Raw genomic sequence first — 26,604 nt, 5'->3', positions numbered from 1 at the left:
GTCCGTTTTGTGGTGTGCGCTGGAGAAATGCCTTTGATACCATCAACTCCCGTTCGGTGGACGTTGCAATAACGCCACCGCTAAGTTTTTATATCGATTTCTACATATTCAATAGGGACAAAATTTTATGCGTAAATCTATCCGTGTGGCACTCGCGTTCGTAGGGTTGCTCGTCGGAGCTGGCTTCGCATCCGGCCAGGAAGTGATTCAGTACTTCCTCGCGTACGGCTACTGGGGCCTTGTCGGCTCGATTGTTGCTGGCATCATTATCGTCGTCGTTGGCTCGACGCTCTTCCAGTTGGGTTCTTTCTACCTCGCTGACGACCACAGCGCCGTCTTTAAGAACGTATCAAAGCCACTTGTATCGAAATTTATGGACGTCGCCACGATGTTCACCCTTTTTGCGATCGGCTTCGTCATGGTCGCCGGTGCAGGCTCGAACCTTGACCAACAGTTCGGGCTCCCAACTTGGGTGGGCGCGGCCATCATGACCGTCCTGCTTGTCCTTTCGGGGTTCCTGGACGTCGACAAGCTCACGAACGTCATTTCCATCATCACGCCATTTCTTATCGTCGCGGTGATCGTGGCGCTGATGATCACGCTGGTGCACATGCCAGACAACATCAGCCAGATCAACGAGCTCTCCATGCAGAACGCACCTGCTACAGGTGTGGGCAACAACTGGTTGCTCTCTGCAGTCAACTACGCAACGCTTTGCATCATCATGGCTGTTTCGATGATCCTCGTCATTGCGGGCTCGCAGCTCAACCCTCGCGAAGCTGGCATTGGCGGATTGCTTGGCGGGTTCATCTTTGCAACCCTACTGGTCATCCTGAATTTCATCATTTTCATGAACATGGAAGGCGTCTACGGCGCCGACTTCCCACTGCTCATGGTGTTTGACAACATGCACCCAGCGGTCGGCTTCGTCGTCTCGCTGCTGATCTACTTGATGATCTACAACACCGCGGTAGGCATGTTCTACGCCATGGCGCGGCGTCTCGCTCATGGCCGCCAGGAAAAGTTTCGACTCATCTACTTCATCGTGGTGGGCATTGGCTTCGCGCTGTCTTTCATCGGTTTCTCGGCCCTCGTTGGTTGGGTCTACCCTGTCGTTGGCTATCTCGGACTTGTGCTCTCGATCGTCATGCTTATTTCCTGGTTCAAGGACCGCGGACGTATCGCGGCAGAGACCAAACGACGTGAGCGCCTCGCAGAGCTCGCAGAAACCGCGCTGGACCCAGCAGAAAGCGAACTGTCCGCGAAGGAGCGCGAAGAGGTCGAAGATCTGGTCACCGAGTCCCACGTTGGTGACACACACCTGTGGCAATCCGTCCAGGAGGAAGTCGCTGCGGATCTCCACGCTGATCCAGAGAATGAGTTCTCGCTCGACGACGCACCGGCACTCGACCCCGACTCCGAGGAGTACGACGGTGCACCTGGTGACACCGACTCACACGACGACCCAATCGACTGGGAGGCCTACTCAGAGATGTACGAAACTGGCACGTTCCCAGCCGTCACCGACGAGGACGTCAAGAACGCATCGAAGGGCAAATAGATCCGTTTCGTTGCAGTACATGGAGGAGCCCCCGCACCGGTTCGAATCGGCGCGGGGGCTCCTTTATGCGATGTAGCTTAGGACAGCTTCTTCGCGATCAGCTTGTTCACCTGACCAGGATCAGCCTTGCCCTGCGTTGCCTTCATCACGGCACCGACAATCGCGCCGGTTACCTTCTTGTTGCCGGCTCGGTACTTCTCAACGATGTCCGGGTTGGCAGCCAACGCGTCGTCGACAGCCTTTTCGATAGCGCCATCATCACGCACCACCTCGAGGCCACGAGCAGCGACAACCTCATCAACATGGCCCTCGCCAGCAATCACGCCGTCGATAGCCTGGCGACCCAGCTTGGTCGTCAGCTTGCCTTCTTTCACCAACTCGACCACACGAGCAACGTCCTTTGGCGTCACTCCAACTGCGTCAAGGTCCTTGCCGAGCTCGTTTGCCTTGCTCTGAATGTACGACACCCACCAAGCACGCGCCTCGTCAGGAGTCGTACCTTCCTCGACTGTATCCACAACCAGATCCAACGCGCCAGCGTTCACCAAATCGCGGAACTCCTTCTCAGGCAACTGCCACTCTTCCTGGATTCGAGCCCGGCGCACCCACGGAAGCTCCGGAAGCGTCTTGCGGATCTCCTCCACCCACTCAGGCTTCGCAATTACTGGGGGCAGGTCTGGGTCGTTGAAGTAGCGGTACTCAGAGGCCTCTTCTTTTGGACGCCCCTTCGACGTCGAGCCATCCTTCTCCTGGTAGTGGCGGGTCTCCTGCACAATCTCTTCGCCGTTGACGAGCGCCTGTGCCTGACGCATCATCTCGAAGCGGACGGCCTGCTCAACCGACTTCAAGGAGTTGATGTTCTTCGTCTCCGTACGGGTACCGAACTTCTCCTGACCGATCGGGCGCAGCGAAACGTTCGCGTCACAGCGCATCGACCCCTGGTCCATGCGTGCATCAGAGACACCGAGAGCCTTCACAAGCTCGCGGAGCGCGCCAACGTACGCACGAGCGACCTCGGGAGCACGCTCCCCTGCACCGATAATCGGCTTCGTCACGATCTCAATGAGCGGAACACCAGCGCGGTTACAGTCAACCAACGAGGCCGTCGCACCCGTGATGCGCCCCGAGGCAGACCCGAGGTGCGTCAGCTTACCGGTGTCTTCTTCCATATGCGCGCGCTCGATTTCAACGCGGTACTCAGTACCGTCATCGAGCAGGACGTCCAGGTAGCCGTCGTACGCGATCGGCTCGTCGTACTGCGAAATCTGGTAGTTCTTCGGCTGATCCGGGTAAAAGTAGTTCTTACGCGCGAAGCGCGAGCTTTCCGCAATCTTGCAGTTCAGCGCAAGGCCGATCTTGATTGCCCACTCAACGCCCTTTGCATTAACGACGGGCAATGCGCCAGGCAACCCAAGCGACACAGGGTCGACGTTGGTGTTTGGCGCCGCACCGAAGTGGGCTGAAGATGTCGAGAACATCTTGGTCTCGGTTGCTAACTCAACGTGTACCTCCAACCCCATAACCGGGTCGAATTTTTCCAGTACTTCGTCGTAATCCATCAGGTCGTACGCAGTCATAGTGCTCTAGTGTAGTGCTCTCCTAGTTCTCCGTGTCGCTTGGCGCGCCCATAGCACGTTTCCGCTGGTCTACGGAGCGACAGATGAACGCAAATACCGCACCGGAAAGGTTGTGCCACACAGAAAACACTGCCGCTGGAAGTGCCGCGACTGGGTTCATGTACTGTGCGGCAAGCGTGGCGGCTAGGCCGGAGTTCTGCATCCCAACCTCGACAGCCATTGTTCGAGAAGCGGTTTCCGGCTGACGCGTGACCTTTCCAGTCAGGTAGCCCAGCAGGTACCCCAGGATGTTGTGGATTGCTACACACAGCAGCACCAAGAGACCAGCCTCTGCAAGTTTCTCACGGGAGCCCTGCACGACAATCGCCACGATCATCGAGATCGCAATCACAGAGACCCACGGCAGCGCAGGCAAGATGGCGTCAACAAGCTGAGGCAGCACGAGGCGCACGACGAGACCGAGCACGATTGGAACGATGACCATCTTGACGATCGACAGCGCCATTGCTGCTGCACTCACTGGCATGTGCTGGCCTGCCAGCCACAGAGTCAACAGCGGCGTCATGATTGGTGCAAGCAGCGTCGATATCGACGTCATAGTGACCGACAAAGCTACGTCACCACGGGAAAGGTAGCTAACGACGTTGGATGACGTACCACCTGGTGCGCATCCAACCAAGATCACACCTGCCGCGATTTCAGACGGCAGACCGAGCACCACAGTGATAGCTACTGCAATAGCAGGCATGATGACGAACTGCGCAACCACACCGATGAGTACCGGGAGCGGACGCGAAAAAACGAGACGAAAATCAACTGGACGCAAGGTAAGCCCCATGCCGAACATCACAATGCCCAGGAGCCACGTAGTCCAACCAGAAATTGGGGCGACCGCGCCAGGTGCTGCTGCACCAAGCGCGAAGCCAATCAGTACTAGCACTGGGAAGCCCAGCGTTGCGAGGTATGCAGCGCGGTCCTGGGCATTCCCGCTAGATGGTTCTCTTTTCTCATCTACCGAAACAGTCATAGGTCACACTATAGACACACAAAAGGAGCGCCCGCGCCAGTTTCCGCAAAAATCTTTTGCACTGGCGCGGGCGCTCCACCCAAAAATTTCTTATCCAAACATGCTTCGTGCAGTCTTGTACCGGTGTTCCGGAACCGTCTTCAGGTGTGCCACTGCGGACTCGAGCGGCACGAGATCGATATCCTCACCGTGCAGGGCTACACAGGTATCAAAGTTGCCTTCGTGTGCGGCACGGGCTGCGTGCACGCCGTAACGAGTGGCAAGCACTCGGTCATACGCCGTTGGCGTACCACCGCGCTGGATGTGCCCCAGCACCGTAGTTCGGACATCGTAACCGAGGCGGCGCTTAATCTCGTCAGCGATGATCTGCCCCATCCCGTTGAAGGTCTTGTGACCGAACTCGTCTTCCTCACCGAGGCCTGCATCCATCGTGCCCTCTTTCGGGATAGCGCCTTCGGCGACAACGATGATGCCGTACTTCTCTCCCATCTGGAAGCGGCGCTCCATTGCCTTGCAAATATCTGCAATGTCGAATGGGTCCTCAGGGATGACCGTGTAGTGTGCACCACCTGCCATACCGGCATGGAGTGCGATCCAGCCGACGTGGCGGCCCATCACTTCGACAATCAGGATGCGGTTGTGTGATTCTGCAGTCGTATGCAGGCGGTCAATCGCGTCGGTAGCAACCGATACTGCGGTGTCAAAGCCGAACGTGTAGTCAGTCGCGGCGACGTCGTTGTCAATGGTCTTTGGAACGCCGACAACTGGAATGCCATTATCGGACAACCACTTGGCACCCTTGAGGGTACCTTCGCCGCCAATGGCGATCAGGGCGTCGATACCGGCGTCATCCATATTCGCCTTAATAGTGTCGATACCGGCTTTGAACTTGTCGGGGTGCAAACGGCCGGTCCCCAGGATGGTGCCGCCGCGCAGCAAAATCGAATCGATAAACGCATCGTCGTACAGGTCAATCCTGCGGTCTTCCATCAGCCCGACCCAGCCATCGAGGTACCCGACAACTGTCGAGCCATATTCCGCGCTGGCAGTTCGGACGATTCCGCGAATGACGGCGTTCAGCCCTGGGCAGTCGCCGCCGGAGGTAAGAGTGGCAAGTCGCATACACACAACCCTAGCGCTTTCAAGGCAAAAGGGCTTATTCCGCATGCCCAAAAATCTGATTTCCGCTGGTCACAGGCGTCAAATTGATGCTCCCATTCACACACAAATCCACAACATAGACGATTAAGGTGTTATCAAAATGAAAACGACCCCGCGGCAGTAACCTGCGGGGTCGTGGTGGATATGCCAGATAAGAAAGCTAGCGTCCAGCCTCAAACGCCGCACCAACACGGTACAGGCGCTCGTCTTCAAAAGCAGGAGCAATAATCTGCAAGCCAACGGGAAGACCAGTATCGCTTGCCGTCCCCGCCGGGACGCTCATGCCCGGGAGGCCTGCCAGGTTCAACGGCAAGGTGAAGAGGTCAAAGTTGTACATTGCCAACGGATCGTCGACTTTCTCCCCGATCTTGAACGCAGTCTGAGGAACGGCCGGGCCAGCGATGACATCCACCTTCTCAAACGCCCGACGGAAATCCTGCGCGATGAGGGTACGCACACGCTGCGCCTGCAGGTAGTAGGCGTCGTAATAACCAACAGACAACGCATACGTGCCGAGGATGATGCGACGCTTCACCTCCGGGCCGAAGCCGTCACCACGGGACGACGCCATCACATCTTCCGCAGAGTGCTTGCCGTCGTCACCCGTGCGCAGACCATAGCGCATACCGTCAAAGCGCGCGAGGTTCGACGAAACCTCGGACATCTGGATGATGTAGTACGCGCCCATGACGTCGTCGAAGCTCGGGCAGTCCACTTCGACGATCTCTGCGCCCTGACGTTCGAACTGTGCAAAGGCGGCGTCGATACGCTCAGTGACGCCTGGCTGGGTACCTGGGCGCGAGAACTGCTTCACGCGTCCGATCTTCACGCCAGACAGATCGCCCGAAGCGCCCTGTTCAGCGGCAGCTGCGAGCTCCTGTACCGGAGTGTCAACGCTTGTGGCGTCGAACTCGTCGTGGCCGCCAATAATCTCGTGCAGCAACGCCGTGTCGAGGACGTTGTTCGCACACGGTCCAACCTGATCCAGCGACGACGCACAAGCGATCACACCGTAGCGGGAAACACCGCCGTACGTCGGCTTCACACCGACGGTGCCTGTCAGCGATGCCGGCTGACGAATAGAGCCACCGGTATCAGTGCCAATACCAATTGGTGCCTGGCCAGAGGCAAGTGCAGCAGCGGTACCACCGCCAGATCCACCCGGAACACGCTCGAGGTCATGCGGGTTACGGGTGACCTGATAGGCGGAGTTCTCAGTGGAGGAACCCATCGCAAACTCGTCGAGGTTCGTCTTGCCCAGAATTGGGATACCGGCCTCGCGCAACTTGCGGACTACCGTAGCGTCGTACGGGCTGCGGTATCCCTCAAGCATCTTCGATGCAGCGGTGGTCGGAGCATCCGTCGTCACCAGCAAATCCTTCAGTGCCAGAGGTACACCAGCCAGCTTTGAAGCCGGTGGCTTACCAGCAGCGACCTGGGCATCCACCTCGTCTGCCGCAGCGAGAGCCTCCTCGGCGCCGACATGTAGGAATGCCCCGAGCTCGTTATCAGTCTCCGCAATGCGGTCCAGGAATGCCTGGGTAACCTCGCGCGACGTCAGCTCGCCGGATTGGATTTTCTGTGCAAGCACGTGAGCTGGAAGCGACACAATGCCTTCAGATGGAAGCGTGTACTCAGTCATGCCTACTCACTTTCTCCAAGGATCTGTGGAACTACGAAGCGCTCTTCATCAACTTCAGGGGCCTGGTCAAGGGCCTGCGCCTGCGTCAACGTCTTCTTCTCGACGTCCGGCCTCATGCCAGCGTCAATCGAGTGGGGGTGGCTCATCGGCTCCACCCCATCAGTGTCGACCTGTTGCACCTTCGAAACAGCGTCAACAATGGTGTCGAGCTGCTGGGCGATCTGGTCAAGCTCATCCTCCTGCAACGCAATTCGCGCGAGGCGTGCGATGCGGGAGACCTCATCGCGTGAAATCTCAGCCAATGTGAAGTCCAATCTTTACCGTAGGTTAGCCACTAAAACGTGTTCATTCTACGTTATCCCCAGAACCCGCATCGCACTAGGCAACACCACACCATCGCCCCATCCCTTTTCGCCTCATTTTTACAATTGCATGCATATATTCATGTAATTGGCAGCATGCTGTCCGTATGCAGTGCTATAAAAGAGCCTATGTCTTACCTCGTACGAGTGACCTTGCCCGACCTACCCGGCAGTCTTGGCGAACTCGCGGAAGCCTTCGGCGTAATCGACGCAAATATTCAGTCCGTCGACATCGTCGAGACTGATCCAAGCGGTACCGTCACTGACGACATTGTTGTCAGCTTGCCCACCGGAACGATGGTCGACGCACTCATTACAGCAGCTTCAGCCATCGACGGCGTTGAAGTTGATTCGATCCGCCCGTTCACTGGGCGCGTTGACCGCAGTGGGCACATCCGGATGCTGGCGAAAATCGCCGAGCTTGCAAACAATCCGAAGCAGGCACTCGACGAGTTAACCGTGATGATCCCCCAGGCAATGACCTCTTCCTGGGCCGTGGTGCTGAAGCACACCCCCGAAGGACTCGACCGCCTGTGCGCCTCCCAGGCTGCACCAGAAGATGACCAATCCCACCCAATCATGCCACCGCTCGAGCATGCGCGGGTGCTCGTTCCGGACAACGACGCGTGGACACCAGAGTCGTGGTGGCAACTCGATACCGCGCTTGCCATCACTCCCCTCGGCGCCTCCGAGTACATTCTCGTTGTCGGTCGCATCGGCGGCCCTGATTTCCTTGCATCAGAGGTAGCTCAGATCGGAGACTTGGGAACCATCATCGGTTCGATAATTTCCTAGTCTTCAACTCCTTCTGGCCCCTGTTCGAGCAGGCGGGTGAACTCTTCCTCGTTGAGAATCCTGAGGCCGAGCTCACGCGCCTTTTGCTCTTTTGAACCGGCATTTTCGCCGACGACCACAAAGTCCGTCTTCTTTGACACAGACCCCGATGCCTTACCACCACGCGACACGATCGCCTCTTTCGCGCCATCACGCGTGTATTCCTCGAGCGTGCCCGTCACCACCACGGTGATCCCCTCAAGGGTTTGCGGAGCAACGTCGGCGGCATCAACTTCCATCGTCACGCCAGCAGCTGTCCACTTTTCGACGATCTCGCGGTGCCAGTCAACGCGGAACCACTCTTGGAACGATTCCGCAATGATGGCGCCTACTCCGTCTGTTTGCGCAAGGTCCTCCAGTGGGGCGTCGACAAGCGCTTCCATGTTGCCGTAACGGGAGGCGAGCGCACGAGCTGCGGTCGGACCGACGTGTCGAATCGAAAGCGCGACGAGGACTCTCCAGAAATCGGCATTTTTCGCAGTGTCGAGGTTCTCCAGTAGCTTGCGGCCAGAGGCATTTACCGCACCTTTCTTCGTGGTGTAGACCTGTGACTTCTTGAGGTCTTCCTCTGTGAGATCAAACAGGTCGCCCTCGTCTTGGATCACACCAGTGTCAATCATGTCCTGCGCGCCCTTTTCGCCCAGCGCCTCAATGTCAAAGGCGCCGCGACTGGCGAGGTACTTCAGACGTTGCGCCAGCTGGGCCGGGCATGAACGCGTATTCGGGCAGCGCCAGTCCGCATCCCCTTCCTTCGCAGGCGCCAACGTTGCCCCGCAACTTGGGCACTCCGCGGGGAACACGAACTCCCGCTCCTCTCCAGTGCGAAGATCTGCGACGGGACCCAACACCTCAGGGATAATCTCGCCAGCTTTACGCACTACGACCGTGTCACCAATGAGGACGCCCTTGCGGCGGACCTCGGTCGGATTGTGCAACGTCGCCATGGCGACAGTCGTACCAGACACGAAAACCGGCTCCATTACCGCGTACGGTGTTACTCGGCCAGTTCGCCCAACGGAAACCTCAATATCGAGCAGTTTCGTCGTGACCTCCTCCGGCGGGTACTTGTACGCGATCGCCCACCGTGGCGCCCGCGACGTCGCTCCTAGTTGGCGCTGTTCCTCAACCGCATCGACTTTTACAACGAGCCCATCCATCTCGTGGATCGCGTCGTGGCGGTGCTGTTCCCAATAGCGAACGGCATCCACCACCGCATCAGCAGTTGCTGCGCGCTTTGTGTATTCAGACACTGGCAGCCCCCAGGCTGCCATCTGCTCGTAGGCTTCGTGCTGGGTCTTCGGGGCAAACCCCTCGCGCGCACCGATGCCGTGGCAAATCATCCGCAGTTTGCGCTTTTTCACATCCTCGGGATCCTTTTGACGCAAGCCTCCGGCAGCCGCGTTGCGCGGATTCGCGAACGGTTTCCCGCCCTCTTCGATGCGAGCAGCGTTGAGATCTGGGAAGTCCTCGGGCCGGATAAAAACTTCCCCTCGCACCTCGACTAGCGCCGGGGCATCGCCCTGCAGCTGGTGCGGAATATCTTCAATGACCTTTGCATTGGCCGTAATGTCCTCGCCCACGCGCCCGTCACCACGCGTAGCAGCGCGAACCAGCTCGCCGTTTTCATACACGAGGTCGATCGAAAGCCCGTCGATCTTGAGCTCTGTCAGATACGGGCCCGGCGCCTTTGCCAGCCAGTCTCGTAGCTCTGCCTCCGAGAAAACATTATCTAGGCTCATCATCCGCTCGAGGTGCTCGACATCGTCGAACGCACCGCCGGTCGGCGCACCGACCTGCATCGTCGGTGAGTCCGGAACAGCGAGCTCGGGGTGCTCTTCCTCAAGTCGCACCAAGCGCTGGAAAAGCTCATCAAACTCGGCGTCACTAATAACGGGTTGGCTGTTGTAGTACAGATCCCGATGGTGACGAACTTGGCTGGCAATCTCATCCCAGAGTCGACGCACATCGACGTCATTAGCAGGCAATTCGTTCACATTTTCGTTCATAACGTGCAAGTCTAGCGTCTCTGTCCGACACGGTTAGTAAGGTAATGTGCATGGCTTTCTTCGACGCATCCCGCATGATGTCCTTCGACCTCGAGACGACTTCTGTGAACCCACGCACTGCTCGTATTGTGACGTCCTCCCTTGTCACGATCGACGGTGCGCAGGCGAACGCGCACGAGGCGCTCGCGGACCCAGGGGTTGAGATACCCGCAGAGGCTGCCGCGGTCCACGGCATCACCACGGAGTACGCCCGCGCGCACGGCCGCCCGCACGATGAGGTCTTGCAAGAAACAGTTGACATGATTAAGCGCGGTTGGGAGGACGGCCTCACTCTCATCGTTTTTAACGCGCCGTATGACCTTTCTGTGCTGCGACAGCTCACCGGAGACTTCACTGTAACCGGCCCGGTTTTCGACCCTCTCGTCATCGACCGGGCGAAGGACCGCTACAGGAAGGGGAAACGCAACCTCGGCGCTCTGTGCGAGCTGTACGGAGTGAAGCTCGACAACGCTCACGATGCGACGGCTGATGCGACCGCCGCTGCGCGCCTTGCGTGGAAGCAGGTCCGCTCCACCTACCCTGAACTCGCCCAGATGAGCACGGACGAGTTGATGGAGTTTCAGGCCGTGGAGTACTACAAACTCCAAACAGAGTTGCGGGAGTTCTTCGAGTCGAAGGGGCGTGATGTCTCAAACCTCACGACGTCGTGGCCGATGATCGGGGATGCGAGTTAGCGCAGCCCTTCCGCCATTTCAGCGGCTTCACGGTAGTTCGCAGCGGCCTGTTTCAACGTATCCGCGGGTCGTGCCCACACGTCGAAGCTGCAGGCCCCAGGGTCGGTTTGGAGTTCGTCGAGCACGTTCCACACATCCCTTGGCCGCATGGGTGCAAGCGCGAAGCGGCTGCCGCGATCGAGCAGTTGCGCAAAGCGGTCTTTTTCGGCGGTTGATTGTAGGTCCGCAAGGTCTACGGTCTGCCAAGGGACGTTGATCATCATTGGCGCGTGGAGTAGGTACTTACCAAAGCCTGCGAGGCGCTCCTCCGGTTCTGGGTATGCCGGGATGCGTTCGGCATCAGTCGCACCACGCAGTGAGCCTCTCATCACGGCGTCGAGGCTTGGCTCGTCGATTTGCAGCACTGTCGGAGCTAATCGACGCCCCACATCTTCTCGATGATCGTCAATAGCCTGTGCAAGCGCCTCGGTCACATCCCGCAGCGCACCAGTGTCCGTGATCATGCGGTGTCCATTGCGCATCTCAATTTCTGCTGCAAGTGTCCAAGGACCGACAACCTGGACTTTGATCGCATCGAGCTTGCCGGCCCACAGCGATTCCAGGACATCCAGGTCGCGATCCATCTGGTCACGCACCGCCCGGTGCTGGGTGCCAACGCGCCATCCGCGCGGGCCGCGGTCGATGGGAATGTCGAGCAGCGCGGCCGTTCGCCCAATCAGGTCACTCCCGATCCCACGCTCTGGCAGCTGTGGAATGTGTGGCAGCGGTGATTCTGAAAGCACAACGTCCGCGGCAGTGACGAGGTCTGTGCCGGGCAACTCCCCGAGGCCGAACGCCGTCATGGTTGCACGCTCGAAGTCCCACAAATCGTGCCGGACCCCAGCACCACGTCACCGCGCCCGTCCGGGTCAGGCAAGTACAACACGGCAGCCTGCCCTCGCGCGACTCCCTCCAGGGGCGTCTCCAACTCGAGATGCATGCTGTCGCCCTCAACGCGTGCGTGGCAGGCGACGACCCCGCCGTGCGCACGGATCTGTACATTGGCCGCGAACTCACCTTGCATCGCCGGATGCAATACTTTCAGGCGGTCTGCGTCGATCTGCCATACCTTGAGCGCCTCGCGGGGGCCGACAGTAACCGTGCCCGTGGTGGCGTCGACATCGGTGACGTAGCGCGGCTTTCCGTCCTGGGCTGGCACGCGAAGGTTGAGTCCACGGCGCTGTCCGATGGTGTACTGGAACGCGCCGTCGTGCTCTTTGAGCTCGGTGCCGTCCTGATCGCGCACGATTCCTGGGCGCATACCGATGGACCTACCCAAAAATGCCTGGGTGTTGCCGTCCGGGATAAAGCAAATATCGTAGGAGTCCGGCTTCTGCGCGGTAGCGAACCCGAACGCTGCCGCCTCCTCACGAATCTGAGGTTTTTCCGTATCGCCGACTGGGAAGATGCACTTGTCAAGCTCATCACGCGTCAGCACTCCCAACACATAAGACTGGTCTTTCAGCGGGTCCACCGAGCGCCGCAGGTTCCCGTCTTCGTCGATAGTTGCGTAATGCCCGGTTGCAATGGCGTCGAAACCAAGTGCAATTGCGCGTTCGAGCAGGGCCGCAAACTTGATTTTCTCGTTGCATCGCAGGCATGGATTCGGGGTCTCACCATGTTCGTACGACCACACGAAATTATCAATAACCTCGGCTTTAAAGCGATCGGAAAAGTCCCACACATAAAATGGAATCCCGAGTTTGTCGCACACACGTCGAGCGTCCGCAGAATCCTCCAGCGAGCAACACCCGCGTGCCGACTCTCTGGTGGCCTGCGGGTCCTGTGAGAGCGCCAGATGCACTCCCACAACGTCGTGGCCAGCCTGGACAAGGCGTGCTGCGGCCACCGAGCTGTCCACGCCTCCACTCATCGCCACTAAAACTCGCATGTGGCGGAAGTGTACCCGCGAGTAGAAGGAGAAGGAAAGCGCCCGGCGAATCATACCGTGGCATGACGACAGCCCTGCGCAGGTCGATTAGGTTATGGATATGCCTCCCTTTACTGCCCGCATGCCGGTCCGCATTCGTGACGCAAGCATCGCTTTTGTCCTCGGCGTGTGTGCTTCGCTTGGTGTCCTGAGTGCCACGAGATCTGCATGGGCGGTCGTACCTCTCCTGCTGTGGGCTATCGTCGCCCCTTTTTCCCGCTGGCGATGGCCAACTGCAACTGTGCTCACCGCATTCGTCCTATTGGGGATGCGTGCATTCAGCACGAACCTCACGGTAGCGGTGATTGTCGTTGGGGTCTTCACTGCCTACATCATCCGTCGCAATGTTCGCCCAGTTCTTCGCGACTTCGCTGCCATTGCGCTCGTTACAGGAGACCTCGTGGCACTCTCACTCGTATCGCCCGTGCCTCGGAGCATGCCCTTTGAGCAGCAGCTTCCCTACCTCGCGTGGAGCGCCACGTTGCTAGTGGCGGCTGGACTCTTCGGCGAGCTACGCAGGCGGACCGAAGAAGCCGCAACCCGCGAGCTCGAGCAGGCGCTGCGGCAGCAACGGATCGAGCTTCAACAGGCTATGTCTGAGCAACGCGCGTTCCTTGCCCGCGAGATCCACGACGTGGTTACCCATTCGCTCACTGTGATTGTTGCGCAGGCCGATGGCGGACGCTACGGCGGGGACTGCGACAAAGCCCTTCGAGTAATCGGAGAGGTCGGACGGGAATCCCTGGCGCAAATGCGCGAAGTGGTCGCGCTACTTCGTGCGCCCGAGTCGCGGTCGGTGGAACCTTCACCAGTGTCTCTAGATTTCGAAGAGCTGGTTCGTACGAGTCGACTCGGCGGCCTGGATATCACTTACTCGCAAACGGGATCTGCACCAGAGCAGCTACCACTTGCTACGTCCCTTGCGGCCAGACGCGTGGTCCAGGAGGCTCTCACGAATGCGCTCAAACACGGCGACGGCGCTGCTTTGCTTGATGTGACGTGGGAGGAAAAACAAGTGGTAATCCGTGTGAACAATGGATTCGATGGCACTGCAGCAAGCCTTGTCAATGGCCACGGCTTGCGTGGGATGCGGGAGCGCGCCGCTCTTATCGGGGCAACTTTGCAGGCAGGCCCCACCCCCACCAACAGCGGGCGTGCAGAGTGGGTCACGCAAGTGCGAATCCCCTACGTTGAGCAAGGTCTCGCCGGAGTGATACACCCCGACACGCTGGAGCATGCATGAGCACAATTCGCTTAGGGATCGTCGACGACCAGGCACTCTTCCTCCACGGTATCCAGCTCGTCATCGACTCCCAGACAGATTTGGGCGTCGATTGGCTGGCCTCGAACGGCGCTGAGGCACTCGAGCAACAGGCATCCCACCCGGTCGATGTAGTGCTGATGGATGTGCAAATGCCCATCCTCGACGGCATTGCCGCGACGGCCGAGTACGCCAGCCGTTTCCCGCAAACCAAGGTCATTATCCTCACCACGTTCGATGACGAGGATTACGTCGTGGACGCACTGCGGGCCGGCGCCAGTGGGTTCTTGCTCAAGGACACACAACCCGAGGAACTTCTCGACGCCATCCGTACCGTCGCTGCTGGCGATGCCGTCATCTCTCCGCGCGCCACCAAACGCATCATTGCTCGGATCTCTCACAGCACGCGCCAAGCCGCACACGCCGACGAGGAGCTTTCAATTTCTGCGACTGACCGCATGGCGCTTGGCGAGCTCACTGCCCGCGAGCGCGAAGTACTCATCGCAATCGGTCGTGGCTGGTCAAACTCGGAGATCTCTGAGCGCATGTTCATTTCCATGCCAACGGTGAAGACGCATGTCGGGAGGATCTTGTCCAAGACCCAGTCGCGCGACCGCGTGCATGCGGCGCTCTTCGCCTATCGCACGGGCCTTGTCGATCGTTCCGATCTCCTCGATGGCTAAGCACCATCATCCCCCGGTATGACTTGCAAGATCGTACCAAGCTCCGACGCTTTCGGAGCCTCACTTGGCGATAGTGAACACCATGAACTCACCAATCATTACTACGAAGGGCCTGACGAAGGTCTACGGTGCGCACACAGTCGTCGACAAGCTTTCGCTTGAGGTTCCGCAGGGCGCCGTGCACGGGCTCCTGGGGCCGAACGGCTCCGGCAAATCAACCACAATGAAAATGTTGCTCGGCCTGACCACACCAACTGCCGGGGAGATCACCGTGCTGGGGCAGCCGATGACCCGCTCAACACGCGGCGAGGTACTCGCTAGCATCGGCTCACTCATCGAGTCGCCAGCGGCATACCCGCACCTCACCGGTGCGGAGAACATGAAGATTGTGACGCGTCTATTCAAAGCCGATTCTGCAAACGCGCAGCGCGCGGTACGACTTGTTCGCTTGGAAAAGCACATGGACAAACAGGTCAAGAACTATTCGCTCGGCATGAAGCAACGCCTCGGCATCGCAATCGCGCTCGTACGCGACCCTCAATTGCTCATCCTCGATGAACCAACCAACGGCCTCGACCCTGCAGGTATCGAAGAAATCCGCGAGCTTATCATCAGTCTCGCACGCGACGAAGGCCGTACTGTCCTCGTTTCAAGTCACTTGCTCTCCGAAATGGAGAAGATGGCCACCAGCTTCAGCATTATCAACCAAGGCAAGCTCATATTTCAAGGCTCGAAGCAGCAGCTTTTCGACGCCCACCTCCCCGACGTCTACGTCCAAACCCCACAGGCAGCCGTTGCCACCGAAGTTCTACGAGACTTGCAACCACGCATCGTTTCCGGGGGCGTGGCACTACCCGGACTTACCGAGGAGGCCGTTGCTACTGCATGCGCGCAGCTCGTCCATCACGGAGTCCCGATCTACCAGGTTCTGCGAAAGCACCGCAGCCTGGAAGAAATTTTTATTGGGATGACAGGACGCAAGGGGCTTAGCGCATGAGCATCGAATTCTTGAAGCTGCGTCGTACGCACATCTCGCTACTGGGCGGCGTGCTCTCCCTGGGCATCGTACTGTTCGCTTGTATGAGCTTGTTCTCAGACGGCCAAATCGACGCGTTCACCGCTGCCCCGGAGGCAGCATGGTCGGGCCAACTGATTGCGGTTGCGATGTCGCTCGCATTTCTCACCCCACTGCAATTGGCGCTCATTGCCAGTCGCGCCGTCGATAACGAGCATGCAAGTGGCGGGTGGCTGCTCAACGCGGTTGCTGGCGTCCGCAAGGGCTCGCTGCTGCGACGAAAGTTCCGAGTAGTGGCGCCTCTCATCGTCACGCTCAAGCTGATGGAGTTCACGGCGTGCATCGCGCTACCAGTATTGCTGGGTGCGCCGCTGCCTAGCGGAAGCACAGCTGGAGCCTGGGCAGTGTACGGAGTTGCAGCCGTTGTCACTAGCCTAGCGATCACCAGCGCCATGTTCGTGCTCGCAGCGGTCACTGAATCGCAAGTAGGAGTGCTGGCATTTGGCGTGGCGGGAGGCTTCCTCGGCATCACCTCGCTGCTTTCCCCTGTGTGGCTCGCTGAGATGAACCCCTTCGGCTATTTTGCAGTCCTACTCCCATACACCTTCGCTAACGAAGGCGCAGTTCCTACGCAACCAGGTTGGGCTTCGTGGTGTGTCTACGTCGTGTTGCTCGCTACAGGGTTCGTTGCAATAACGCGAATACTCGACAGGAAAGAAATCTAATCATGGACATGATCGTTAACGAGTTTTGTAAACTTCGGCGCACTTACATCACAATCGTTGCCGTCGCCATCCCACTCGTCTCCGTCGTCTTCGGTGCTGGCAACTACGCCGCCAACTCTGAGACTTTGGAATCCGGGTGGACGAGCTATTGGTCCCAGGCGACGCTATTTTACGGCATGCTTTTCATGGTGGCGGGTATTTCGATTCTCGCGTCCTCCACGTGGCGCGTTGAGCACCGTGGCGGCAACTGGAACACGTTGCTTACCTCGTCCAGATCGGCGGCGAGTCTGGTCACCGCAAAACTTGCTGTACTCATCGCGATGACCTCAATTATGCAGTGCGTGTTCATCGTCTTGAGCACTATCGGTGGTTGGGTCGCTGGCCTATCAGGCATGCCGCCGATGGCCCTACTCGCATCGTCCTTACTCGCTGTGGTTCCTGCGATGGCAGTGGCCGCGTGGCAAAGCTTCGCTTCAATGCTGGTCCGCAACTTTGCCATGCCAGTCGCCCTTGGCGTGGTGGCCAGCCTCGTCGCTTTTGGTGCAATTGCTGCCGGCGCCACAGTAGCGCAGTTTCTGCTTCCTCCCGTCGGCGTGGCCACGATGCTGTGGATGGGCGGTAACGCAGTCGCGGGCTCGGGTATCCTCGAGTGGAGTGCGGTGTCCGGCGTCCTCGCAAGCACCCTGCTGCTTACTGCCACAGCGTGGCTTGCGTCCGTCGTGTACCTGCACCATGTCGACGTGAAGGCGTAAGGTACTGTCACTGTGCATGGCAGCAAAAAGTGAATTCCATGAAATCGATACCGGCGTTGCGGAGGTTCTCCACGAACCGGACGGCTCCATGGTGCTCCTCGTCAACGGCGTGCCGAGCTCCCACATCGTCCCCGGCGACCCAGAACGGCTGGACTTCGAATACATGAGGTGGATCGCTGATTTTCTGAACGACCAACAGCTTGTCGACGTCCCCCTTTGGCCCAAACCACGCCTAACCCACCTCGGTGGCGCTGCCTGCACACTGCCCCGCTGCTTTGCTTCTAAGTGGAACGGCTCGCGCAACACTGTCGTGGAAATTGACATGTCACTTGCCGAGCTCGCCCGCGAACTTTTCGATATCCCCCGTTCACCCGTCGTTAAAATACGAGTCGGTGACGCCCGCGAAGTCACCGACAGCTTCAAACCCAACACCCGCGACATCATCATTCGCGATGTCTTCTCATCAGCGATCACTCCACGAAACCTGACCACGGTGGAGTTCTTCGAGCAAGCGCGGAAATCACTCAGCCCGTCAGGAATATATGTGGCAAACTGCGGCAGCCACGCGGATCTCAAACAAGCGAAGGAAGAACTGGCTGGCATGCTCGAAGTGTGGCCACACGTTGCCGCAATCGCGGACCCACCAATGCTGAAAGGCCGCCGCTACGGCAACATCGTCCTCATCGCCGCAAACACACCAATCGAGGCCAGCCCTTCGCTAAACCGTGAACTGCTCAAAGGCGCCGTGCCTGCGCAGTTCAAGCACGAAAAATGGGCCCGTAGCCTTGCTACGAGCCCTCGCTACGACGCGCCTACCGACGTCTAGTGCGCAGCGTTATCCAACAGGATCAGCAGGTCACCAACCTGGTAATCACCAATCATCATGTTACGCAGGTCATCCACGGGCAGTTCGCCCTGAGAAGCCAGGCGCTGGACAAGGCCAGCGATGTTGTTCGCGTCCTTAATATCAAAGCCGAATTTCGCAGCCTCCGACGCAACCTGTGATGCACCCAGGGCACCGGCGGCCAACGCGAGGATCGCGACGACCAGCGCCGTGCTGTTCTGTTCCAGAACCTCAAGCTGATCGGAGTCCGGCACCTGGAACGTCTCAAGGACGCCACCTGCGGAACCGAGATTGCCAGCGGCGAAACCGCCGAACTGTGCACCGGTGCCGTTAAACAAGTTCATATCGACAGTCGCCGGAATACCAGCGACCCGGCCGGAGTCGCTACGCTGCCAGAACGTCAACTTGTCCCAGCCACCGACCGGACGTGGCGGCTGGTTCTGGTATGCGGCAAGCCACAGCGGGTAGCTAGTAAACGCGTTGGTGTTGTTCATCCGCTCGTACCAGAAATAACGGTAGGTATAGAGCATCGGCCGCTTGCCCGATGCACGCTCCAACTCAGTGAGGAAGATCTGCGTCCACGCCGCGAGCTGTGTTGGACCAAGCCCCTCATCGACCTCAAGGTCAAGAACTGGTGGCAGCTGCTGCGCAGGGCCAGCGTTAATGACGTTTGCGAAGTGGCGAGCCTGCGCAATAGGGTCCATCCCCGGTCGCGCATAGTGATATGCACCGACCTTCAAACCTGCATCTGCAGCAGCTTTGACATCTTCTTCGTAAAACGAGTTCTTGTACGTCGTTCCCTCAGTCGCCTTGACGAACGCAAAGTGCTGCCCACCGACCGTTCCTGCCATCTTCCAGTTGATTGGCGCACCACCAGGGCGCTGGTGATCAGCCACATCAACGCCAGAGATCAGACCAGGGATTGATTGAGCATCCGCATGAGGACTCAACGATTGAGGTGCAAAAACAGTAAGCGCAAGGGCAAGCGTCGCGGCCACAAAAGCCGCGGTTGCAGAGCGAAGTCTAGGGGCTACATACATACGCGACACTCTAGTGCACACCAGTCACACCATTCACACGCGACACACACAAATCATCAGACGCTTCAGTACTATCTGCCTGTATGTTGGCTGGGCACCACATTCCCACCACACGCAGACACGACCAGCAAGTTCTCGTCACGACGGGCGGCAAAACCCGGATTCTGGTGCACCCCCTCATGCCACTCGAAAATAGTTCGTGCTGCCGGGGAACAATCCCACACCCCAGCCCGACACACAATAGAAAAACGGAGCCCTCGGCACCGGGAACACTCCCGGCACCACAGGCCCCACAGAACAACTAGCTAGAAGTGCAGACCACCAGACATCGCCGCGGCAACACCACCACCAATTAACAGCAGCAGCACCACAATCGGAGCAACAATCGCCGCAATATTCGTCTCACCCTCCGCCTGGATACGATCCTTGCTTGCCGCATCCTGACGATCATCCTGCACACTCGCCGCTGGGCGCTGCGCCGTCGTCAACTGCTGCGAAGACTCATGCTTACCAGCCTTCGCCGTCGTCGGGGCAGTCTGTGTATTCTGCTGCGGTTTACGAGGCGCACCAGCCATCGCATCACCATCAACATCAGCATCCATGACCGCGGCAACATCAAACCGGCCAGCAAACGCCTGCGAACCATCCTCATTGACCACACGCACATCCAACGGCAACGACGACGTCTTGACCACACCCACCGTCACCGGCAACTCCACCGTCGCCTCTCCTTGACCAGCAACCGTGACAACCTGCTCGGCCTTCCCAGACGGGTAGATCACCTCAAGGCGCATCCGGGCTGCATCCAACCCAGGATTTGCAACCTTCAAGCTCACCGTATTCTCACCACGGTGAAGCTGCGGGGAATCAGCAACAGCAACCTTGACAGAACCCTGCGCATCTTCTGCCGCCTGCATCGCTTCCTGCTGGGCAGCCAATGCCTTGGCATCAACCTTGCCACCGGCAGCACCGATCGTGGAGTTGTAATCCTTACCAATCTTGCCGGTGTTAATCATCAAGTTGTCCCAGTCAGCTGGCACACGGTAGTCACCTTTGTAGCAGTCCACACCTGGCTGGTTGCACACCTCCGGCAGTGGGCCACCGGAGACGGCTTCTTCATCCGAGTAGTTAAAGTGGGTGAACTGGTAGAGGTAGTTCATCACCGAGTAGTAGTTCGGCAGGTAATCCGACTGCGGGACCTCGTTGGCGAACTTCATCGAACCATTATGATTCAACCCCAAGGTGTGGCCCAGCTCGTGCATGATCGTGTTACGCAGCTGATCATCGCTGCGCATACGCTCATGCTTGGCAACATAAAACGAGTTATCCGCAACCAAAGCCAAGCCGGTACCCCAGTGGCCACGCTGCATCTGATCGCCAATAACACCAACCCGGAAGACTGCCGCACGCGCACCCAAAATGGTATCGATATTATCGACCAGCTTCATACCCGGGATGGTGCCCTCAAAGTAGTACGGGGCATAGGCTTCAGTCTGCCCACCATGACGCGTCGGATAGTTTGCAATGTTGGTGTAGGTATCACCGGCATCGATGTGCAGGTTGACCCCGTACTGATCGAAGCGGTCCACCAGCTGCTGCAAAATATCGCGGTGTGGGCGGTAGCTTGCCACCGACAGCTGCGCACACATGGCAGCATCCGCACCAGGTGTGTCGCACCCGGCCTGCTGCCACTGCGAATTCATCCAATTAAGCTGCAGGAACAAATCCGGTCGCTCTGGATCAGCACCCCACTCGTTCAGTGGCATGGCCGTACCGTCGCTTAGGGTAACCCCTTCGCGTTCCCAAACATCCGGCAGACCGTCACCATCAGAATCAACAGCACTGTCTTGGGTTGTAACCTCCATGTGCATGGCAGCAGTCAACGTGTTGCCTGCATCAATGCGCTCAAACCAACGCCCACGCTGGAAGCTTGCCCCTGCTGGATCCACAAACCCAACCTCACCGGCAGCCGTGGTGCGCTGGAACGCATCGGCTACACCAGACGAGGTTGCATTATCGAACGACACCGCAGTCTCATAGCCAAGCTGTGCCGGGGCAACAACAAACTTCCCATCATCATAGGAGCCGGAAAGCCCGACCTGGGAGTTAATCTGATTCGTCAGATCCGCCTGCACAAACGCCGAGGAATCCTTGTTGTTGGTCACCCGCACAATGACATCGACACGGTTGCCATCAAAGCGGTATTCACGCTCGACCGACACACCAGCGCCCTGGTCTTCACCGCGGTAGATGACCACCTGGGTGTTACCATCACGGTGCGTATCCACGTTAAGGCCAGACTCTAAATCCACTAGCGCACCATCGGCACGCAGGTCCACATACAGTGAGGACTCCTGGCTGCCAGCAATGGAGCGGGCATCCGTAAACTTCAACGTCGAAATACGACCCGGCTGTGTTACCGAGTTGTGAAAGACCGCACCCGGCCCGTCAGCGGTCACTGTGACCGACGAGTCAGCAACAGCCATCTCCGCGTGAGCAACCTGTGCACCATTAGCCGCAACGGCCAACACACACGCTGCTACGCATACCTTCCGTGCAATGCTGTTCATCATCGTTGTCACAATCCTTATACCTTCCATCACGCACCACCCAACCGGTGGAACATGAAACCCTTCGTTGTTCTGCCCCCAAGTTTATGCACCGCAACTATACATGGCTAATCAGCCCACAACGCCCCAACCAAACAGGCAAAAACACGCCTACAAAACCCGGATTGTTCAACACATCTAGCCCTACAACCTGCACACATAGCTTAAAAAACACTCAGGAACCATCGCAGCAAACCCAACATGTTCAACAAACCCACCGACACCTGTCGATGGGTGTTCAACAATCAACCCACCCGTATATTATGCGCTCTAGTGCAACAGTGGGTAAGAGAATACTTAACAAATCGGGATTACCAGGCACGACATGTGTCATTCGGCACGTGTCGCCGACGCTGTTAATGCACAACCTTTTTATACCTAAAACCTTTCGTGGTCTGGTGTAGCCAAACTTAGGCCCTATGGATGCGTTAGGCAGACCTTTTCGTGATCGTTGAACAGTTACTACCCCCGTGTTTTACCCCCGTTGGGTTGGGTCGAAAGTATGAAAGGCCCGAACCAGCATGATGCTTGTACTGGTTCGGGCCCGGCAAACAACGCCAACACATCGACGTTAACTCGCCCACTATCGCGTGAGATCTACATGTTCCCCGCCGCTCGCGCCTTCGCAACTACATCAGCGATGTTCTGGACAAAGTAGTCGACGTCCTCACGTGTGTTCGTTCGCCCCAGCGAAATTCGTAGCGCGCCCAAGCCGAGCGCTTCCTCCACGCCCATCGCCTCAAGCACATGACTCATTCGGGTCACACCACTTGCGCATGTAGACCCAGTTGATACAGCGATGCCCAACGAGTCGAGCAGCATCAGCATCGCGTCCCCGTGGGCACCGCGGAACATGAAGTGGGCATGCCCCTCCACAGCTGGCTCCTGGGTTGTTACCACCACGTCCGGGACCTCACGCTGTACACCTGCCACGAGTGCATCGCGAAGTTCCTTCACGCGTTCGCGTTCACGATCCATCTCAGAGCATGCTTCCGCCAGTGCTACAGCTGTTGCAGCGGCAGAGGCCACGTCTACCGTCCCTGGTCGCAGTCCACGTTCCTGGCCGCCACCGTGAATCGATGCGGTCGGCGCCGGCGAGCGTTTCGCTAGCAGTAGGCCGGTTCCGCGTGGCCCACCAAACTTATGTGCGCTCGCTGCCAATGTGGTAGCACCGAGGTCGTGGAAGTGAACGGGGACCTTTCCAACGGCCTGCACAGCATCCACATGAACAGGAGTGTTCTGAAGCGCAGCTCTGCGAACAACCTCCTTCACTGGCTGGAGTGCGCCAGTCTCATTGTTTGCCCACATCACTGCGGCCACAGCTGCCGGAGTGTCAAGCGCCTCGAGGTCCGACAGGTGGCCGTCGTCGCCTACCGGGAGCCAATCCACGTGCTGTGCTCCTAGTGCCTTGACAGTCTCGAGCACTGCCGAGTGCTCAACCGGTGAACACACCACCCGGTCCCCTTGCTTGCCACGCATGGCTTCGTAGAGACCGCGGACCGCGATGTTGTCTGCCTCGGTGCCCGAGCCTGTGAAAATCACTTCAACCGGGTCCGCGCCAAGCAACTCCGCGACTTGTTCTCTTGCATCGGCAAGCACCGCGTTGGCTTGGCGTCCCGCTGCGTGTTGCGCACCGGGATTCAACGCACCTGCGTGTTCAACCCAGGCATCGATTGCTACCTGACGCATCGGAGTAGTTGCAGCGTGATCGAGATACTTCATGCGCACTACCCTACGCGCTGATGCTCCCTTGCCTCACAAATGTATGCAGTCGGGCTGTTGCCTGTTCGCGCAATAAGTACCGCCATCTGTCGGTGCCCTTTCAGCTTCATCTTCTTCCGAAGCTGGTCCGGGTTGACGTCTACCCCGCGTACGAGGATCTCAAGCGCCCCCGCTTGATAGTTGGCCAGTGCTGCCTTAAGACGCTTGAACGGCACAGCCTCTAAGAAACGGAAGCCACTCGTTGCTGAGGGAAGCTCATCACCCGTAAGAAATGCAATGTGCGGGTCCACCATCCACAAGCTGTGCCGGTGCGCCCAGTGGCGAACTAGCCCGGCGCGGATGATCGCTCCGTCGGGCTCGATCATCCAAGTACCTGGTTCGGCGACAGTGGTGTCGTCAGGCTCGTCCGACCTCACTATCTCTCGCGAACCGTCCGCGCGCAGCACCACCGCTTCGCGAATGCCGGATCCGAAACCTTCTGTGTACAGGCAGGTTTCTTTGACGCCGCCATCGAGAGAGACGACGCTGACGAGCCCGCTCCACTCGCTGTAGTCGATTCCGGGTGCACACTTTACTGCGAGTTCTCTGCCACGATGTGCTTCCACGAGGTCTGGCAGGGGTGGTAGGAGTTTTGCTGGGTCGGTGATTCGTCGGCCGTTGGCGCGTCGTGCTGGGTCAGCCACGATGACATCGGCGCGGCTAATGGGTTGCAGTGCATCGGCTTGGCAGAGGAGCACGTTGGCGTCGGCAAGGTTTGCTTGAGCCATCGCAAGCCGTACGCGATCGAGATCGGAGCCTATCCAAGAGAGCTGTTGTTTTCTTATCGACGCCCCTTCGCTTCCCACTGAACAGGTCACGTCGTGGACCGTGGCTGCTCCGAAATCCTTGATCAGCTGCGCTCTGTATTCGGCAACGAGCTGTGGCGTTGCTTGTTGCGCGGCGTCGCTATCGGTAAGCCAATGTTCGGGCATCTTCCCACGGGCGCTGCGCTGCGCAGCGAGTAACTCCGAAACGACACGGGCATGATCGCCGAATTCCTTTTCCAGTACGGCTCTGTCGCGAATTAGCGTACTTGGAATGAGTTCGAGGTCCGGTCCAAGCGCCAGAATCTTTTGCAGGTTGTCCCGTAGGAACCCAACCTCGTCCAAAGTAAAACTCATTTGGGCGTCCCGATCCTATCTGTCGGGTGCTGGTGGAAAAACTCGTGGTAGCGCGGATCATCGGCGGGGTCTCCGATGATCGGGCGCATGTCGGCGTTGCGTGCAAGTTTGACCGCATCCTCGAAGGTGTCGCAGGAGCACAGCTGTTGGAGTTGCCCCCATGTTGATGGCACGAAGCGAACGAGCCCGGCGCGCCATCCTTCCATGAGTAGCTTCGGGGAGAACCAGTTTGCGTCGTCTGCCTCGCCGGTTTCCGCGTCTGGTTCTTGTCCGATGGGTGCTTTTGCGAGGAAGCTGAAGGTGTCGAACCAGTTACCTCGGTGCGAGCAACCTACCCAGCGTGCAAATGGGATGAGGAGGTCGCTGCAGACGTTGAGTTCATTGGCCTGCAGCATGTCCGTAAGCGAGATCTCGTGCGAGACGAGTTTGAGCCGTTGGTCGTGGAAAGGACGTGCGTCGCCGAGTAGGGTTCCTTCGTCGTCAACGGCGAGCAGTGTTCCGGTTTCTTCGAACAATTCGCGAACAGCGGCAAACAGCAGGGCATGTGCCTTGTATTTGGTGACGCCGAGCCTTCGTGCAACAGAGACTGCCGACTTGCCAATCCACAGGTCTCCGTCATTCCAGGCGCGGGGTGGGAAGTCGCGACTATCGACGCCACCTCCGGGAAAAACTGTCATGCCTGGGTAGTTTTTCATGCTCATGACTCGTTCTTGCATCCACACCTTGATTCCGTCGGGAGTGTCGCGGATGAGGATGACGGTGGCAGACAGGCGTGACCCGTTGAACCCACTGGTTTCTGTTGCGTCGACGGCGTCTGTTGCGTCGACAGAAAATGCGCCGGTTTTGCGGTACACGGTGCTCCACCTCCTCGCGTGGTGTTATGCGCGGTGCGCACCACTTCGTGCGCTTCGTGCACGGCGTGCATAGAACCGGCCGTCGTCGTGCTGCACTTCGATTGGCTGATGATACGCCTTAGAGACGTTTTCACTGGTCAATACGTCTTCGATAAGACCTTGGGCGATCACTGTTCCTTCGTCGAGCAGCAAGGCATGTGTAAAACCATATGGGATTTCTTCCAGATGGTGGGTGATCATCACCATAGCTGGCGCATCGGGGTCGAGTGCGAGGTCGCCGAGGTATGCGATGAGGTCCTCGCGTCCGCCGAGATCCATACCTGCCGCCGGTTCGTCCATGATGAGCAGTTCTGGGTCGATCATGACCGCGCGGGCGATGAGGACGCGCTTCTTTTCTCCATCTGAGAGCGTTCCCCACGTGCGGTCGATAAGGTGCATAGCCCCGACCTGTTCCAGGACTTCGAGTGCTTGCTCGTAGTCGACGTCCTCGTACTGCTCGCGCCAACGCCCGACGACCGCGTAGCCTGCGGAGACGACGACGTCGCCAACTTTTTCACTTGGCGGAATCATCGAAGCAATCGCTGAGGACGTCAATCCGATTGCCGCGCGAAGGTCACGCATATCTGTTTTACCGATGCGCTCTCCGAGTACGAATGCGACGCCGCGCGATGGGAACTCTTGGGCAGCCGCCATTCGGATCAGTGTGGTCTTGCCGGCGCCATTTGGGCCGACGATGACCCAACGTTCGTCGAGCTCCACCTGCCAGTCGATAGGGCCAACAAGCGTGTTGCCTCCGCGAATAAACTCGACTCCTCGGAAGTCGATAAGCAGATCTGGATCAGTGGTTGGTTCGTTCACGGCTACCATTCTGGCTTCTTTCTACTTCGGCGTCTTGGTGGATAGAAAAACAAGCGACTGAGTTCTCAGTGTAACCATATCGTTGTATGAGAATCGCCACGGATGAAAGCGAACCCTTATGTCGATATTTAACGCGAGAGTTAGCTAGTCTGAGAGAAGAAAGAGCACACCTATAGGTGTGTCCGACTTCCATCGGCCACATGTGAGG

General features: G+C 58.3%; 23 protein-coding genes. 9 read left to right on the top strand and 14 right to left on the bottom strand.

Features of this window, described 5'->3' with window-relative positions:
• Positions 1 to 127 precede the first annotated feature (127 nt).
• Positions 128 to 1,561, top strand: coding sequence for a hypothetical protein (locus QP752_RS06450; protein ID WP_070479174.1), 1,434 nt, complete (start codon positions 128 to 130; stop codon positions 1,559 to 1,561).
• Positions 1,562 to 1,638: 77 nt separating this feature from the next.
• Here QP752_RS06450 and gatB read toward each other — a convergent pair whose 3' ends face one another.
• The 5 genes from gatB to gatC all read right to left on the bottom strand — a co-directional run bounded on the left by gatB (position 1,639) and on the right by gatC (position 7,270).
• Positions 1,639 to 3,138, bottom strand: a complete 1,500-nt coding sequence (gene gatB, locus QP752_RS06445; protein WP_070479176.1) for an Asp-tRNA(Asn)/Glu-tRNA(Gln) amidotransferase subunit GatB — start codon at positions 3,136 to 3,138, stop codon at positions 1,639 to 1,641.
• Positions 3,139 to 3,160: 22 nt separating this feature from the next.
• On the bottom strand, positions 3,161 to 4,165 hold the full coding sequence (locus QP752_RS06440) for a bile acid:sodium symporter family protein (RefSeq protein ID WP_070479177.1): 1,005 nt from the start codon (positions 4,163 to 4,165) through the stop codon (positions 3,161 to 3,163).
• 90 nt (positions 4,166 to 4,255) lie between these two features.
• Positions 4,256 to 5,287, bottom strand: a complete 1,032-nt coding sequence (locus QP752_RS06435) for a 6-phosphofructokinase (protein WP_070479179.1) — start codon at positions 5,285 to 5,287, stop codon at positions 4,256 to 4,258.
• A 199-nt stretch (positions 5,288 to 5,486) separates the two neighbouring features.
• Positions 5,487 to 6,968, bottom strand: coding sequence for an Asp-tRNA(Asn)/Glu-tRNA(Gln) amidotransferase subunit GatA (gene gatA / locus QP752_RS06430; protein ID WP_256006515.1), 1,482 nt, complete (start codon positions 6,966 to 6,968; stop codon positions 5,487 to 5,489).
• A 2-nt stretch (positions 6,969 to 6,970) separates the two neighbouring features.
• Positions 6,971 to 7,270 (bottom strand): Asp-tRNA(Asn)/Glu-tRNA(Gln) amidotransferase subunit GatC, encoded by a 300-nt coding sequence (gene gatC, locus QP752_RS06425; RefSeq protein WP_070362590.1) that lies wholly within the window; start codon positions 7,268 to 7,270, stop codon positions 6,971 to 6,973.
• Between the two features lie 189 nt (positions 7,271 to 7,459).
• Here gatC and QP752_RS06420 point away from each other — a divergent pair, with 189 nt between their 5' ends.
• A complete protein-coding gene (locus QP752_RS06420) occupies positions 7,460 to 8,125 on the top strand; it encodes an amino acid-binding ACT domain protein (protein WP_070362591.1) in 666 nt (221 codons plus the stop codon).
• Here the strand turns inward: QP752_RS06420 and ligA are convergent.
• A complete protein-coding gene (gene ligA / locus QP752_RS06415; RefSeq protein WP_070362592.1) occupies positions 8,122 to 10,170 on the bottom strand; it encodes an NAD-dependent DNA ligase LigA in 2,049 nt (682 codons plus the stop codon). The two genes, QP752_RS06420 and ligA, sit on opposite strands and share 4 nt — an antisense overlap.
• Before the next feature lie 50 nt (positions 10,171 to 10,220).
• On the opposite strand from ligA, the gene QP752_RS06410 reads away from it, so the two are divergent.
• Positions 10,221 to 10,904, top strand: a complete 684-nt coding sequence (locus tag QP752_RS06410; RefSeq protein ID WP_070363535.1) for a 3'-5' exonuclease — start codon at positions 10,221 to 10,223, stop codon at positions 10,902 to 10,904.
• On the opposite strand, the gene QP752_RS06405 is transcribed toward QP752_RS06410, so the two are convergent.
• Together QP752_RS06405 and mnmA are read right to left on the bottom strand one after the other, a co-directional pair.
• Positions 10,901 to 11,746, bottom strand: a complete 846-nt coding sequence (locus tag QP752_RS06405) for a methionine synthase (protein WP_284804957.1) — start codon at positions 11,744 to 11,746, stop codon at positions 10,901 to 10,903. The two genes, QP752_RS06410 and QP752_RS06405, sit on opposite strands and share 4 nt — an antisense overlap.
• Positions 11,743 to 12,834, bottom strand: coding sequence for a tRNA 2-thiouridine(34) synthase MnmA (gene mnmA, locus QP752_RS06400; RefSeq protein ID WP_256060357.1), 1,092 nt, complete (start codon positions 12,832 to 12,834; stop codon positions 11,743 to 11,745). Before mnmA ends, QP752_RS06405 begins: the two co-directional genes overlap by 4 nt.
• A 100-nt stretch (positions 12,835 to 12,934) precedes the next feature.
• Here mnmA and QP752_RS06395 point away from each other — a divergent pair, with 100 nt between their 5' ends.
• The 6 genes from QP752_RS06395 to QP752_RS06370 all read left to right on the top strand — a co-directional run bounded on the left by QP752_RS06395 (position 12,935) and on the right by QP752_RS06370 (position 18,135).
• Entirely contained in the window at positions 12,935 to 14,116 is a 1,182-nt protein-coding gene (locus tag QP752_RS06395; protein ID WP_284804954.1) for a sensor histidine kinase, read from the top strand.
• Positions 14,113 to 14,817: a response regulator transcription factor gene (locus tag QP752_RS06390; RefSeq protein WP_070362596.1), complete on the top strand. Its 705-nt coding sequence runs from the start codon at positions 14,113 to 14,115 to the stop codon at positions 14,815 to 14,817. The genes QP752_RS06395 and QP752_RS06390 overlap by 4 nt, the downstream gene beginning before the upstream one ends.
• An 82-nt stretch (positions 14,818 to 14,899) precedes the next feature.
• Positions 14,900 to 15,814, top strand: a complete 915-nt coding sequence (locus QP752_RS06385) for an ABC transporter ATP-binding protein (RefSeq protein WP_070362597.1) — start codon at positions 14,900 to 14,902, stop codon at positions 15,812 to 15,814.
• Positions 15,811 to 16,557, top strand: coding sequence for an ABC transporter permease (locus QP752_RS06380; protein WP_070479188.1), 747 nt, complete (start codon positions 15,811 to 15,813; stop codon positions 16,555 to 16,557). Before QP752_RS06385 ends, QP752_RS06380 begins: the two co-directional genes overlap by 4 nt.
• Positions 16,558 to 16,559: 2 nt before the next feature.
• Positions 16,560 to 17,309, top strand: coding sequence for an ABC transporter permease (locus QP752_RS06375; protein ID WP_083290951.1), 750 nt, complete (start codon positions 16,560 to 16,562; stop codon positions 17,307 to 17,309).
• Positions 17,310 to 17,325: 16 nt separating this feature from the next.
• Positions 17,326 to 18,135 (top strand): spermidine synthase, encoded by an 810-nt coding sequence (locus QP752_RS06370; protein ID WP_284804950.1) that lies wholly within the window; start codon positions 17,326 to 17,328, stop codon positions 18,133 to 18,135.
• Here the strand turns inward: QP752_RS06370 and QP752_RS06365 are convergent.
• The 6 genes from QP752_RS06365 to QP752_RS06340 form a co-directional block, all read right to left on the bottom strand.
• On the bottom strand, positions 18,132 to 19,193 hold the full coding sequence (locus QP752_RS06365; protein WP_070362600.1) for a glycoside hydrolase family 25 protein: 1,062 nt from the start codon (positions 19,191 to 19,193) through the stop codon (positions 18,132 to 18,134). The two genes, QP752_RS06370 and QP752_RS06365, sit on opposite strands and share 4 nt — an antisense overlap.
• Before the next feature lie 305 nt (positions 19,194 to 19,498).
• The gene (locus QP752_RS06360) at positions 19,499 to 21,766 is read right to left on the bottom strand and encodes a hypothetical protein (RefSeq protein ID WP_284804947.1); all 2,268 of its coding nucleotides are present in this window, start codon (positions 21,764 to 21,766) and stop codon (positions 19,499 to 19,501) included.
• Positions 21,767 to 22,399: 633 nt separating this feature from the next.
• Positions 22,400 to 23,524: a cysteine desulfurase family protein gene (locus QP752_RS06355; protein WP_070363537.1), complete on the bottom strand. Its 1,125-nt coding sequence runs from the start codon at positions 23,522 to 23,524 to the stop codon at positions 22,400 to 22,402.
• Between the two features lie 5 nt (positions 23,525 to 23,529).
• Positions 23,530 to 24,684, bottom strand: coding sequence for an SAM-dependent methyltransferase (locus tag QP752_RS06350; protein ID WP_070976351.1), 1,155 nt, complete (start codon positions 24,682 to 24,684; stop codon positions 23,530 to 23,532).
• Positions 24,681 to 25,538 (bottom strand): NUDIX hydrolase, encoded by an 858-nt coding sequence (locus QP752_RS06345; RefSeq protein WP_070362603.1) that lies wholly within the window; start codon positions 25,536 to 25,538, stop codon positions 24,681 to 24,683. The genes QP752_RS06350 and QP752_RS06345 overlap by 4 nt, the downstream gene beginning before the upstream one ends.
• Positions 25,539 to 25,562: 24 nt before the next feature.
• Positions 25,563 to 26,396: an ABC transporter ATP-binding protein gene (locus tag QP752_RS06340; protein ID WP_240492718.1), complete on the bottom strand. Its 834-nt coding sequence runs from the start codon at positions 26,394 to 26,396 to the stop codon at positions 25,563 to 25,565.
• Positions 26,397 to 26,604 lie beyond the last annotated feature (208 nt).

The sequence above is a fragment of the Corynebacterium sp. UMB10321 genome, from assembly GCF_030228725.1.
GTDB classification, from domain to species: domain Bacteria; phylum Actinomycetota; class Actinomycetes; order Mycobacteriales; family Mycobacteriaceae; genus Corynebacterium; species Corynebacterium pseudogenitalium.
The sequence above is the reverse complement of the archived record's forward strand: the minus strand, read 5'-3'. Positions and strand labels throughout refer to the sequence as shown.